At 59.7% G+C, this 13084-nt stretch carries 10 protein-coding genes; 1 reads left to right on the forward strand and 9 read right to left on the reverse strand.

Features of this window, described 5'->3' with window-relative positions; translation table 11 throughout:
* Positions 1–66: 66 nt before the first annotated feature.
* The 6 genes from ileS to AC2FI8_RS13500 form a co-directional block, all read right to left on the reverse strand.
* The gene (gene ileS / locus AC2FI8_RS13475) at positions 67–2979 is read right to left on the reverse strand and encodes an isoleucine--tRNA ligase (RefSeq protein WP_496779516.1); all 2913 of its coding nucleotides are present in this window, start codon (positions 2977–2979) and stop codon (positions 67–69) included.
* Between the two features lie 163 nt (positions 2980–3142).
* On the reverse strand, positions 3143–5842 hold the full coding sequence (locus tag AC2FI8_RS13480) for a DUF2339 domain-containing protein (protein WP_496779518.1): 2700 nt from the start codon (positions 5840–5842) through the stop codon (positions 3143–3145).
* Between the two features lie 282 nt (positions 5843–6124).
* Positions 6125–6835 carry a VIT1/CCC1 transporter family protein gene (locus tag AC2FI8_RS13485; protein WP_496767070.1) on the reverse strand — a complete coding sequence of 237 codons (711 nt, stop codon included), beginning with the start codon at positions 6833–6835 and terminating at the stop codon, positions 6125–6127.
* A gap of 54 nt (positions 6836–6889) precedes the next feature.
* The gene (locus AC2FI8_RS13490) at positions 6890–7879 is read right to left on the reverse strand and encodes a YcjF family protein (protein WP_496726854.1); all 990 of its coding nucleotides are present in this window, start codon (positions 7877–7879) and stop codon (positions 6890–6892) included.
* Positions 7872–8327, reverse strand: coding sequence for a GNAT family N-acetyltransferase (locus AC2FI8_RS13495; protein ID WP_496779520.1), 456 nt, complete (start codon positions 8325–8327; stop codon positions 7872–7874). Before AC2FI8_RS13495 ends, AC2FI8_RS13490 begins: the two co-directional genes overlap by 8 nt.
* Positions 8324–9739: a YcjX family GTP-binding protein gene (locus AC2FI8_RS13500; protein ID WP_496779653.1), complete on the reverse strand. Its 1416-nt coding sequence runs from the start codon at positions 9737–9739 to the stop codon at positions 8324–8326. The genes AC2FI8_RS13495 and AC2FI8_RS13500 overlap by 4 nt, the downstream gene beginning before the upstream one ends.
* Before the next feature lie 107 nt (positions 9740–9846).
* Here AC2FI8_RS13500 and truA point away from each other — a divergent pair, with 107 nt between their 5' ends.
* Positions 9847–10614 carry a tRNA pseudouridine(38-40) synthase TruA gene (truA, locus tag AC2FI8_RS13505; RefSeq protein ID WP_496767072.1) on the forward strand — a complete coding sequence of 256 codons (768 nt, stop codon included), beginning with the start codon at positions 9847–9849 and terminating at the stop codon, positions 10612–10614.
* Here truA and AC2FI8_RS13510 read toward each other — a convergent pair.
* The 3 genes from AC2FI8_RS13510 to AC2FI8_RS13520 all read right to left on the reverse strand — a co-directional run bounded on the left by AC2FI8_RS13510 (position 10611) and on the right by AC2FI8_RS13520 (position 13077).
* On the reverse strand, positions 10611–11564 hold the full coding sequence (locus tag AC2FI8_RS13510) for a nickel/cobalt transporter (RefSeq protein WP_496779522.1): 954 nt from the start codon (positions 11562–11564) through the stop codon (positions 10611–10613). The genes truA and AC2FI8_RS13510 overlap by 4 nt on opposite strands.
* Positions 11549–12148: a DUF1007 family protein gene (locus tag AC2FI8_RS13515; protein WP_496779524.1), complete on the reverse strand. Its 600-nt coding sequence runs from the start codon at positions 12146–12148 to the stop codon at positions 11549–11551. The genes AC2FI8_RS13510 and AC2FI8_RS13515 overlap by 16 nt, the downstream gene beginning before the upstream one ends.
* Positions 12149–12270: 122 nt before the next feature.
* Positions 12271–13077, reverse strand: a complete 807-nt coding sequence (locus AC2FI8_RS13520; RefSeq protein ID WP_496779526.1) for a thioesterase family protein — start codon at positions 13075–13077, stop codon at positions 12271–12273.
* Positions 13078–13084: the final 7 nt, after the last annotated feature.

Below are 13084 nucleotides of genomic sequence, written 5' to 3' on the forward strand. Positions count from 1 at the left end.
ATCGCCGGGGCCAGCGCAAGCGGGGAAAGAAAAACCCCCGGCGGGTGACGCCGGGGGTTCGAATGTTTAGCCCAGCGCTTCGTCGCAGCGCCCACACACACCCGCGTGGGAATGCCGACCAACATCCGGCAGGATCTTCCAGCAACGCTGACATTTCTCGCCATCTGCTTTTTCGAACACGACGCCAACGCCTTCGATTTCCGGCACACGGAACGCCTCGGCAGGGGCCGGGTCGCCCGAAACGGTCAGGCCAGACGTGATGCACATGTCGTCCACGTCGAAAGTGGCCAGCAGATCGCGGGTGTCATTGTCTTCGACATGCACGATTGGTGCGGCCTCAAGGCTGGATCCGATGACCTTGTCCTGACGCTGGATTTCTAACGCTGCAGTCACCGCGCGGCGAACACGGCGAATCTTGACCATAGCAGCCTCAAGTTCTGAATTGCGCCAGTCGGCAGGGGTTTCGGGGAAATCCACCAGATGGACCGAGCTGTCATCGCCGGGGAACCGCTCCAACCAGACCTCTTCCATGGTGAAGACCAGAACCGGGGCCAGCCATGTGGTCAGTCGGTGGAACAGGATATCCAGCACGGTGCGCGCAGAACGGCGACGCAGGTTGTCGCCGTCGCAGTACAGCGCATCCTTGCGGACGTCGAAATAGAAGGAAGACAGATCGACCGTGGCAAAGGTGAACACGGCGCTGAACACGCCCTGGAAGTCGAAGGATGCATAACCTTTGCGCACCTGTTCATCCAGATCGGCCAGACGGCTGAGAACCCAGCGTTCCAGACGCGGCATATCCTCAGGCGCGACACGATCCGCTTCGGTGAAGTCCGCCAGCGAACCCAGCATGAACCGCATGGTATTACGCAGGCGACGATAGCTGTCGGCGGTACCTTTCAGAATCTCCGGCCCGATCCGCTGATCCGCGGTGTAGTCGGTCTGAGCCACCCAAAGGCGCAGGATATCGGCACCATATTGCTTGATAACCTCTTCCGGCACGATAGTGTTGCCCAGAGATTTGGACATCTTGTTGCCCTTGGCATCCAGCGTGAAGCCATGGGTTACCACGTTGCGATACGGCGCACGCCCCTTGGTGCCGCAAGCCTGCAGCATGGACGAATGGAACCATCCGCGGTGCTGGTCGGTGCCTTCCATGTAGACGTCCGCGATGCCGTCTTCAGTGCCATCCTCACGGTCGCGTAGTACGAAGGCATGGGTCGAACCAGAGTCGAACCACACGTCCAGAACGTCAAACACCTGATCGTAGTCATCCGGGTTGGCGATGCCGTCGAGGATCTGTTCTTTGAAGCCGTCAGTGTACCAGATATCCGCGCCGTCTTTCTCGAACGCCGCCTTGATGCGGGCGTTGAGTTCCTCGTTGCGCAGCAGGTAATCCGCGTCGGTGGGCAGAGCGCCCTTCTTGGTAAAGCATGTCAGCGGCACACCCCAGGCGCGTTGGCGGGACAAGACCCAGTCCGGGCGCGCTTCGATCATCGAGTACAGGCGGTTACGGCCTGTCTGCGGCGTCCATTTCACCAGCTCGTCGATAGACCGCAGCGCGCGTTCGCGGATGGTGTCACCCATCTCACCCATGCCGTCGTCCAGTTTGCGATCAACAGACGCAAACCACTGCGGCGTGTTACGGTAGATGATCGGAGCCTTCGAGCGCCACGAATGCGGATAGCTGTGCTTGATCTTGCCACGCGCCAGCAGCCCGCCAACCTCGACCAGCTTGTCGATGACGGCTTTGTTCGCATCACCCTCACCGCCCTTGCGGGACAGGATAAACTTACCGCCAAAGAACGGCAGGTCAGCGCGGAACGAGCCATCGTCCATCACGTTGTAGGTGATGACTTGCTCGAGCATGCCTAGATCACGGTACAGTTCGAATTCCTCCATACCATGCGACGGCGCACAGTGGACAAAACCGGTTCCTTCGGTGTCAGTTACAAACTCAGCGGCGCGGAAGTCGCGGATGTCGTCCCATTCGCCATTGCCACCTTCGGCCCCGGCCAGCGGGTGGGTCAACTGGACACCGGCCAATTCATCGGTGGTTACGTCACGCACGCGAGTCCACTGGTCGTCGTTCAGGCGTGCACGGCCCAGCACGTCGGCGGCCAGATTGTCGGCCAGCAGGAACTTGTCTCCGGCACTAGCCCAGCATTCTTCTGGTGCTCCGGTGACTTCGTAGAGGCCGTAAGAGATGTCCTTACCGTAGACGACAGCCTTGTTCGACGGCATCGTCCATGGCGTCGTTGTCCAGATTACAACAAACGCGTCATCCAGATCGCCAGCATTTACGACTTTGAATTTCACCCAGATAGTGAAGCTTTCCTTGTCATGATACTCGACCTCAGCCTCGGCCAGCGCGGTTTTCTCGATGGGCGACCACATCACGGGCTTCGAGCCCTGATAGAGCGTGCCGTTCATCAGGAACTTCATGAACTCGTCGGCGATCACAGCCTCGGCGTGATAGTCCATTGTGATGTAGGGATCGGGCCAGTTGCCGGTGATACCAAGGCGCTTGAATTCTTCGCGCTGGACGTCGATCCAGCCTTCGGCAAACTTGCGGCATTCCTGACGGAAGTCGACGATGTTCACCTCGTCCTTGTTCTTGCCCTTCTTGCGGTACTGTTCCTCGATCTTCCATTCGATTGGCAGGCCGTGACAGTCCCAGCCGGGCACATAGCGCGCATCATGACCCATCATCTGATGGGACCGCACGATCATGTCCTTGATGGTTTTGTTCAGCGCGTGGCCGATATGCAGGTGGCCGTTGGCGTACGGAGGGCCATCATGCAGGGTAAAGGCCGTGCGGTTCTCTTTTTCACGCAGGCGGTCATAGACACCGATTTTCTCCCACCGTTCCAACCACGCGGGCTCGCGCTTGGGCAGGCCAGCGCGCATGGGGAAATCGGTTTTGGGCAGGTTCAGCGTTTCTTTGTAGTCAGGTGTTTGGGTCGTGTCGGCGCACATTTGGGGCGTCCTCAGGATGATCTTTTCGTGTTTGGATCGAAGCGGTCAGTGCGAAATCTCAAGCACCTTTGCCCGGCGTCTCGCGAAATCAGAGCGCCGGGGATATAATTCGAATAATGATGGCCATCCGGTCATACATGCCGGGCTTATAGGACGCCCGCGCCTAATGGTCCAGAGGTTCCGCCCCATGCGGCGAATGGCGCAGCGTGGCCCACCGGTTCAGCCACGCCAAACCGGCCAGCGCAAGGCCCAGCGCCAGCAGTGAGAACACCCGGATCAGCCCCCCCAAACCAGCGATATCGACCAGGAACACCTTGGCCACGGCAAGCCCAATGACGACCAACCCCGCCTTGCGCATCATGTCCGATCGACGGGCGAGTGACTGATAGAACAGGCCCGCACCGACCAGCAGTAGGGCCATGGTGTAGGTGTATAGCTCGGGCTGCGAAACACCGTTGCCTTCGTACATACCGCTGGCCCCCTGCCAGACATGGCGAATGGTCAAGCCCAGCCAGACGGCACCCAAGGCTGTTGCCAGACCGAAGCACCCTTGTTTCCATCGCGGGTGCAGTGCAGGCAGCCAAGCAGCCGACAGGGCCAATACAATGGCGGGCAACAGGTAAGCCACGGCGAGGGTATTCAATATTGGCACCCCAAGAACCGGATCAGCTTGGGCATTCAGCAAGGGGTTCGCTTCGGTCAGCGCCTGCGCCAGGCGAACAACACCATGTGCCGCAAAGAACAACGCCAGCCCGTAGCGCGCATAATTCAGTTTTCCGCCCAATTCGAACCGCCGCACCTGCGCGCAGGCCAGCAGCAGCCAGATCAAGGACAAAAGCCCCAGCCCCCAGTGGCTGTCATGGGCACCGCCGTTGCCAAACCCTTCGAGCCAGCGCAGCAACAGCAAGGACAGCAAGATACCAGCGGTGGCCCAGGCGGCACTTTCCAAAAGCAGCGCGATGACCGGACGGTTCAATGGGCGCAGGATGGCCCAGGCCGCCAGAAATCCAACAGCAGCTGTGGCATAGACAAGCGCCATTTCTGCGACCGGTGCCGAGTTTGCCCAATCCAGACCGGGATTCAGTACAAGCCGGAGCGTGACAGTGAAGACGCCAGCCCAGATGAACCAACCCATAGGTGGAAGATCAAAGCGCCGATCCAGCACCGCCGCGGCCACGATCACGGCCACAAAAGCAATTGTCAGGGCAGCCGAACTTAGGACAATCACGCAGGCAAAGGTCAGGCAAGACAAAGCCGACAAGGTCACCAAAGCCGCCCGCAGCCGGTTTTCGCCGTCGACGCGCGCGAAACGCCCGGCCAGAACAACCATCATCACCGCCAATGCAACCGCATGCAGCGCCCACGGATAGGCTCCGATAACTTCATCGGGATGCCATCCAAGCTCCAGCGCGATTGCCAACAACGGTGCAAATACTGCGGCACCGCCCGCCCATACAGCCCGGTACTCGGTTGCGCGAAACGATCGCCAAGCTGAAAGGCCTGAGATCAATGCACCCAGTGCCACCAACAGGGTAACCGCCCACGGGAAATCCGCCTCGGCGGTTTCGGCATAGGTTTCAGCGAAGCGGCGCGCGACAGAGCCGTTGTCCCACCCTTGGATCAGTACGAACCAAGTTAGACCAGCGGCTGGCAGTATGGTCAGGTCTTGCAGGGCCCGCGCCTGGCTTGCCCAGGTCAGCAAACCCAGCGTCAGGCCTGCCAACAGCATGATTCCCAGCCAAAATTCGGCCGCTGAGTCTGGCCAGTGTATCGCCAGGATTACTGCGCTGACGCTCACCGCGCCAAAGGCAAGGCGTGTCGGAAACTCTGGCCACTGGAGGCCCTTTTGGATCGTAACGATTTCGCTGATCATGCGCCCCTCGTGTTCCGGCCAGATCCGCCGCACGGGGATCGCGATCGCGATGATCGCCAATGCAGTTACGCCGACAAGATACCCCGACTCGGTCGCGGGTGCCGAAAGCACCAGCAGCAGGCACGCGGAATAAGCCCCGACTAGCGTCAGAACGGATATCCACGCCCAGCGCCGCACGGTGTCGATACCCAACCCAAGGACGGCGATCACAAAGAAATAGCCGTACAACCAGCCGGGATCGGTCGAGGTCCCGCCCACCACGAAGGGTGACGCAAACGCACCAATCAAACCGACGGCCGCCAGCAAGGGGCCGTGGAACCAGCCCAAAACAAGCCCCACAAGCGCAACAGCAATCATGGCAATCAAGGCCGCTTCGGGACCAAGCAGATCGTACAACTGCCTTGCAGCCAGCAAGCCACCGAACAGCGTCACCAGCCCGGCCCCAGAAAAGACCGATGGCAGGTAAGCTGTGGCTGAAGACTCGTCATCGCCATACTTCCGGCGGATCACCTCACCCGCGCCGATCAGCGTCGCGCCGAACATCAGGGCCGCAATGACGCGCATCGTTGGCGACAACAACCCGCTTTCGACCCCGTATTGGACCAGAAAAACGCCAGCCAGCGCCAAAGACAGGGCGGATACCGCATAGAACCAGTTCTCGCGCAGCCAAGCGCTCAGTGCGGCGATTCGATCGTCCTTCGCCGTTTCGGGGAGGGGTATCTTTTGTGGCTCAGGTGCTGAGGTGCCTTCTTTCGTTTCGACCTCGGGTGGTTCTGTTTTGATTGCCGGCCACGGAGAGCTCTTTTTATCCCTCGCTTGCGTCGATTCAGGTACTGTTTCTGGCGCTGGCAGGTCGCCACCAAGTGTGCGAATCTGCTGTTCAAGTTGCTCCACCCGGCGGCGCAGTCGAACCTGGGATACCAACAGAACAAGGATGGCCACCGGGACGGCCAGAACGATCAATCCAACGAGTACGAGCAGCGATTCCAACAGAGGCCTCCGGGCAAATGTGCCGTCAACCTAGCCGGGTGTCGATCTGCGCAACAGTCCGAAAAACCGTGTTTTTTGCGGGCTACGCAGTTCAGAACGCCTTATCCCCAGCCAAGGGACAGTCCGGCAACCATCAACCAGATGATGACCAACACAGCGGCAATCGAACCAGATGAGAAACAGGCGTCGACAAGTTTTACCGTCGCCGGATCAGATCAGGGTCCATCATCGACTTTGAAATATTGACAATCTACACCGCGTGCCCAGCGGTACTTCTTATAACTAGGGATGGAACAACGAGCCAACAAAATACGCCATCAGTGCGGCCGCGCCGCCGATCGCAAAAGTCTCTAGACCTGACCGCCACCATGGAGCCAGTGACCACCTGCTTTTCAGAGCTCCGATGATAAAGAAGACCGCCATGGTCATGGTAATCGAGAGCTGAAAAGCCCGATCGAACGACAGCAGAAACGGCAGCAGCGGGACCATGCCGGCCACAAGAAACGCCAAAAACGTTGCCATCGCGGCTTTGAACGGGTTCGGATCGACGCTGCCCAATCCGTATTCACCCTCGATCATCAGATTGATCCAATTGTCGCGGTTGGCTGTGATGGCGTCCGTGGCCTCATCCAGCACGCGCCCCGACAGGCCCTTTTGCGACAAGATCGCATGCACTTCATCCCGCTCGCCTTCCGGGTATAGTCTGATGTGACGTTCTTCGATGGACCGGATGCGGCGGATATTGTCCAGCTCGGCCTTGGTGCCCGAGTAATTACCCGCCGCCATGGAAAACCCGTCCGCCAATACATTGGCCAGTCCCAGCGCAACGATAATAAAGGGTGACAGGCCCGCCCCGGCTACACCCGCCACAATGGCAAAGGTGGTTACGGACCCATCGATCCCACCATAGACCACATCCCGCAAAACACCGCGCCCCGGTGGCGCGTTGATGCGTTCTGCAATCTCTTGCTGGCTGTGTCCGTGATCGGTCATGGCTGGCTCTGACACTGTTATGCACGACAGCCAACCACTGTACCTTGCGTCAGGTCAAGTTTTGGAAAACAAGCCAGCCAGAGCACGTTTGATGATGCCGCGGGTCGATGGCTTGTGCCGATCTGAGAAGGGCAGCGGACGGCAAACCTCCATCGCGGCAACCCCGACCCGCGCACTTAGCGCGCCGTTGACCAACCCCTCGCCGAACCGGCGCGACAGTTTGCTAAGGATTGATCCCCCAAGCACAGGTTCCAGCAGGTCGTCTCCCACGGCCACCGCCCCGGTGGCCACAAGGTGCACGAACACGGCCCGCGTCAGTCGCCAACTGCCCAAAAACCCTGCGCGCCCGCCATAGATTTCCGCGATACGCCGGATCATCCGCAAAGAAGCGGCCAGCGCGGTCGCAACATCCGCAAGCGCCAAAGGCACCAACGCCGTCACCGTTGCAACCTGACGCGCGGCAGCCTCGACTTCGCGACTGGCAGCGACATCCAGCGGGGCCAGCAGCTCGTCCTCGGCCAGGGTCAGCAGACCAGACGCGTCAAATTGTTCGTCGATCCGTTCGGACAGCCGATCGCGCCCCCAACGGGTTTCGTCTCGGCCTTTGTAAAACGAGATCAATCGGTTCGTGACTGCGCGCGCCTGCGCAAGATCATCCTCAGCCAACGCAGTATCGGCCGCGTGACGCATCCCGTCCACGCGGGACAACCGTCCGATTGCGGCCAGCTCGCGCACAGCGATGATCAATGCGACCAACACCAGCGCTGCAAACAAACCCGTAATCACCCATCCTATGATCGGCGCGCGGAGAATCAGGGAATTCACAAAGTCCCAAGCCGCCACTGAAACAACAGCCCCAAGCGCGGCAAGCGCCAAACCCCAGAACCACCGCGACAGGGTCGAAGGTTTGTGCGCCGCCAAACGCGCCGCACCTTGCATCGCCTGACCCTGAGGTTGTGCGATATCCGGGACCGGAGGTGCTTGCGACACATCAGCCGCGGGTTCATCACCCTCCAGATCAATCAGAACCGGCCCCTTAGCCATTGGATGCTCCTTCACTGTTCCAGACATACTTTATGTCCGGAAGGTTCTCGTCATTGTCAGCGCCGCTGCTGCGTGCAACCTCGGTAAAGCCGTTGCGCTCATAGAACTGGCGCGCTGGATGGTTGGCCTGAAACGCAAACAATGACAATTCGGACCGGCACGATTTGGCATGTTCAAGCAATTGCTGACCGATCCCCTGCCTCCGCACCCCAGGTGCCAGGTACAGTGAGTGGATTTCGGCACCGTTGAGCGCCAAAAACCCGATCACACCGTCACCGGTTTCGGCCACGGTCACCCAATCCAATTCAATCATACGGCCACAAAACGCGATGGTTTCCGCCTGCGAGTGCAGTTCCGGCATCCATTCGTTTTCGCGGGCGAAGCCATGCAAAATCTCTCCGGTGGCACCGGCATCCGTGCTGCGGGCGGGGCGAAGAATGACATTCACAGCCGGTCTCCGATCAGGAACTGGGCTGCGCGGTCCAGCCGGATATGCGGCGGGCCATCGCCGGGGCGGATCGTCAGGTGCGCCGGCGCGAAGGCCATGAACTCATAATCCTCACCCAGCCAGCCTTCGGACCCGTTGCGCGCCGGGCCAAGCAAATGCGACGGGTCTTCGGGCAGATCACCGGGATAGAAAGCGGCCTGCTTGCCGCTGTCCAGCAAGGTACCTCGCACGCAGGGCAGCTCGGCCCCGTTATGGGTGCGGATTTCCTCGGTCGTTGCCCTTAAGGAGGCCAGCGACAGCGCCGCCGTCTCGGCCCCGGCGAAGCTCGCGCGATCGCGCGCCTCTCGGGTCAGGGCCTCCATGATATTGGTCAGGCGGTGATGTTGCAGGTGATGCAGATGGTCCGCCTTGGTGGCCGCAAACAGGATGCGCTCGACCCGTTTTCCGAGCAACAACTGGCTAAGCCACGCATTTCGTCCGGGCCGAAACGCCGACAGGATATCGGCCATCGCGCGACGCATATCCTCGACTGCCTGTGGCCCGTTATGGATCGCGCCCAGCGCGTCCACCAAAACCACCTGACGGTCGATCCGGGAAAAATGATCGCGGAAAAACGGTTTCACGACCTGAGATTTATAGGCCTCGTATCGCCGGGCCATCTCGCGGTGCAGACTGCGTCGCGGGCCGTGACCCTCGACCGGCAAGGGTGCAAATGTCAGCACCGGCGAGCCTGCCAGATCGCCCGGCAGCAAGAACCGCCCCGGCGTACAGTCGTAGAACCCGGCATCGCGGGCTGCGTTCAGATAAGAGGCGAATTCTTTGGCCAGTGATTGGGCCTTTGGTTCGTCGTGGCTGACAGAAGGGTCAACCGCCTTTGCCTGCGCCAGAAAGGTCGTCGCCTCATTGCGATTGGCGATGCGCTCCAGTGTTTCCTGCGACCAGACCTCATAGGTTTTGTCCAGCAACGCAAGATCCAGCAGCCATTCGCCGGGGTAATCCACGATATCCAGATGGATAGTGCGTGGTCCCTGCAACCCTGACAAAAGCCCGGCGGGACGGGCTTTGAACGATAAACGCAGTTCTGACACTGCGCGCGTACTTTCGGGCCAGTGCGGCTGAGGCCCGGTCAGCGCCGCCAGGTGATTTTCGTAGTCGAACCGGGGCACGGTGTCGTCTGGTTGCGGCTGCAGGTAAGCCGCGTTGATCCGCCCTTCTTGCTGCGCCACGAGGCCCGGCATCCGCCCCCGGTCCAGCAAGTTCGCGACCAGAGACGTGATGAATACTGTCTTTCCTGAACGCGCCAGCCCGGTGACACCCAGTCGGATCACCGGCTCAAACAATGCCTCAGACACGCGGTCACCCACGGATTCGACGCCGCGCGTCAGACTGTCTGCCAGAGATGAGATGACCAAACCGTCGCCCCGCTTTTTTCGTTTTTCCCAAGATAGGTAGCGGCTGTCGGACATACCAGCGCTTTCCCACTCTTGCCCGTAGCGGCACGGCGCGTTACCAGCAGGCCATGCCTAGATACGCGCTGAAAGTCGAATACCAGGGGGAGCCGTTTGCCGGATGGCAGCGGCAAAAGGAATTGCCGTCTGTTCAAGGGGCAATCGAACAGGCCTTGTCATGTATTCAACCCGGCGATCACACAATTGCCGCGGCCGGGCGTACAGACGCGGGTGTGCACGCACTGGGACAGGTTGCGCATAGTGATCTGATCAAGGACTGGGATCCGTTCCGCCTGTCTGAGGCGCTGAACTATCACCTTAAACCGCAGCCTGTTGCCATCGTTAAAGCAGCACGGGTAGACGATGACTGGCATGCGCGGTTTTCAGCGCTCGAACGGCAATACCTGTTCCGCATCCTGATGCGCCGCGCACCTGCTACGCATGACGCTGGGCAGGTCTGGCGGATCAACCATCAACTGGACGTAGACGCGATGCAGGCGGGCGCGGACATGCTGATCGGGCGGCATGATTTTACCACGTTCCGGTCTTCGATTTGTCAGGCTGCAAGCCCGGTCAAAACCTTGGATGAGCTGCGGGTCGAACAGGTTGAAGGCTTTTCCGGACCAGAGGTTCATTTTCACGTTCGCGCCCGGTCTTTCCTGCACAATCAAGTGCGCAGCTTTGTTGGAACGCTTGAACGTGTTGGTGCCGGAACATGGTCGCCCGAAGATGTACGGGATGCGTTGGAGGCCACCGACCGCGCCGCTTGCGGGCCGGTATGTCCGCCGCAAGGGCTGTATCTGGCGCGGGTCAGGTACCCGGAGTCCGTGTTCGGTTAAATCGCGCGCAACAGCAGACCGCTTGCAATCACGGCGATCAGCAGCCCTGCCACCAGTTCAATCGTCGGAGCCAGAACCGAGGCAAATCGCGTCGCCGAAGCCGAGGCCAGAAGCCCTCCGCGCAGTCCGAACGACGTCCAACCGACCAGAGTTGTGACGGTCGCCGTGCCCAGCGCCATTGCGAAAGCGCCAGCAATGCCGACCATCGCGATACCCATCTGCCACGTCAGGATTAGAACAAAGAGAGCTCCGGTACAGGGGCGCGCGGCAATTCCTGCGATCAACACCACCGCTTCGCGCAGGCTACCGACTTGGGCCACTTCGTCGGCAGTAGGACCATGGCGATGCCCACAATCAGAACAGACACCATGGTCATGGTCGTGATGTTCGTGACCATCCTCGTGCGAGTGGTCGTGCGAGTGGTCGTGGCCATGATGATGCACGTTTTGGCTGCGATGGCGTCGCGCAAAACTGCGAATGGACCGAAAAATCAACCACAAACCGATCGCTGCAATGGCACCATAGCTGATCGGGGCCATAACCTTTTCAGTCGTGTCGACAAGGCTTGCCCGAGACATCTGGAACACCAGTACCCCGGCATAGACCAGAACCACTGCCGTCACCGCTTGCCCCAAGCTGGACAACAAGCTGATCGCGGACAGACGCAGAAAGGCCACGTTGCGACCCAACCCATAACCGCCGATCAGTACTTTGCCGTGGCCAGGACCGACGGCGTGAAAAAAGCCGTAAGCAAAACAGACTGTCAGCAGTGTTGCCACGGCCTCGGGTTGTTCCGCGCGCGCGGCGCGCAAAGCGCGGGCGATCTGGTTCTGAAACTCCCGCTGCTCACCAGCGGCCCAAGCGGCCAAATGGTCAAAACCACCGCTGCCCCAAAACCACAGCAACAGACCAACGGCGATGGCTACAGGAACAATCAGGTACTTGGACATGAAAGACGGACCTCGGTCGCAAAGCTTTCCCCAACCAGGGGGATATCGTTTTCTTCAAGGTCATAGTCGGCGTCCAAGGTCTGTAGGAACGCCTGCATCTGCGCCAGTTGCCCGTCAATATCCGCGTCAATCCGGCTGATCTGACAAGAGGTGGGTCCAGATACCGATACCGGGCGGGTCACTTCATAAGCCGTGTAGTAAGATTCATCATATGCTTTTGCGACGACTGCGGTTGCCGGCACTCCACCGCCTTCCACCGCGCGCAGGTGGGTTGTCACGATACGGCCATCCTCGGTGGTCGCTTTGGCCTCCATCGGCCCTGACAAATCGACCGGCGCACCATCGGCGAACACCACGAGATCGCCATTATATCCTTCGACCCACTGGGCATCAAAGCCGGACAGAAACTTTTCTTCGCTCTCGGTCAGAATGCCATCGGAATCCTGATCCAGCTTCATATCTTCAAGCTGAAACAAAGAGAAAAGCTCATCATACGCCCAAGTTACCCTGACATGGGTCAACTGGCCGCTATCATCCACAATAAATTCCAGCCCGGTGTCGATAAAGACATGCGGGTGGGCCAATACCGGAACCGGCAGGCAACAGGAGAAAAGGGTTATGAGCCATCGCATAGGCAAAAGATAGGGGCTTGGCCCGTGCCCGGCAACGTGTTTCGACAGACCCGTGCAGGAACCGGCCAAACCGGTCACTTCGGCGGGAACAAAACCAACGTCTGCAGGGCTGTTCCGACCGGGCCTTCGGTGTCGAACAGAACCGATTGTGACATTCCTATTCCCGACGATTGCCAATGGGATAAGGACTGTGAGGCCAACCAGTCCGACGTGGGTTCGCGTTGAATCTGCACCGTCAGGTCCGTGTTCATGAACCCCATCTCAGATGTTGGTGCATTCCACGAGATCCCGTTCCCGCAATCCGCCAGAGGGCATAGCGCCTGAATCAGCGATTGCGCCTCGCCCTCCAACAGCTTCGGGGTGCGCATCCAGACCGTCTTTGGACCGGCGTTCTGGTTACCATCCTTGGGGTAGAGAATATCCGAATGGTTTGCGAATCCCGGCAGGTCGTGGAGGGTTTCGCCAATCGGGAACGGGCCAGTCACTGCGTCGTCAAGATTGGGCGGCGGCATCGTGATGTTTGGAACCGGCCCCAAATCACGCCGTACTATGTGCATTGTCGTAGCCGTGGCACACAGCGTGTCATCCAGATCGTGCACCGTGACACGCGTCGTCGCTAACGTTTTGGTATGGCGCGTCGTTTCTGCCGCCACACGCAAACCTGCCAACGGTAGCGGGCGCAGCAGATCCACCGTCAGCCGTGTCAACATCTTTTCCGGCCCAACCTCTGTTTCAGCTGCACGAACGATCAGCCCCGCGACCGGGCCCGCATGACAATGATCCGCAGACCACGGCCCGCGTGCGGGATCATTGCCGACAAAAGCTCCGTCAGTCCGAACGTGGAAATAGGATTGTTCCTTCAGATCCGGTTTCAGCACCATCTAGAAC

It is taken from the genome of Ruegeria sp. CDSB029, assembly GCF_059611125.1.

Coding starts and splice junctions, on each gene's coding strand:
- truA (WP_496767072.1), top strand. CDS start 9,847: ATGCCTAGATACGCGCTGAAAGTCGAATACCAGGGGGAGCCGTTTGCC.
- ileS (WP_496779516.1), bottom strand. CDS start 2,979: ATGTGCGCCGACACGACCCAAACACCTGACTACAAAGAAACGCTGAAC.
- AC2FI8_RS13485 (WP_496767070.1), bottom strand. CDS start 6,835: ATGACCGATCACGGACACAGCCAGCAAGAGATTGCAGAACGCATCAAC.
- AC2FI8_RS13510 (WP_496779522.1), bottom strand. CDS start 11,564: ATGTCCAAGTACCTGATTGTTCCTGTAGCCATCGCCGTTGGTCTGTTG.
- AC2FI8_RS13490 (WP_496726854.1), bottom strand. CDS start 7,879: ATGGCTAAGGGGCCGGTTCTGATTGATCTGGAGGGTGATGAACCCGCG.
- AC2FI8_RS13520 (WP_496779526.1), bottom strand. CDS start 13,077: ATGGTGCTGAAACCGGATCTGAAGGAACAATCCTATTTCCACGTTCGG.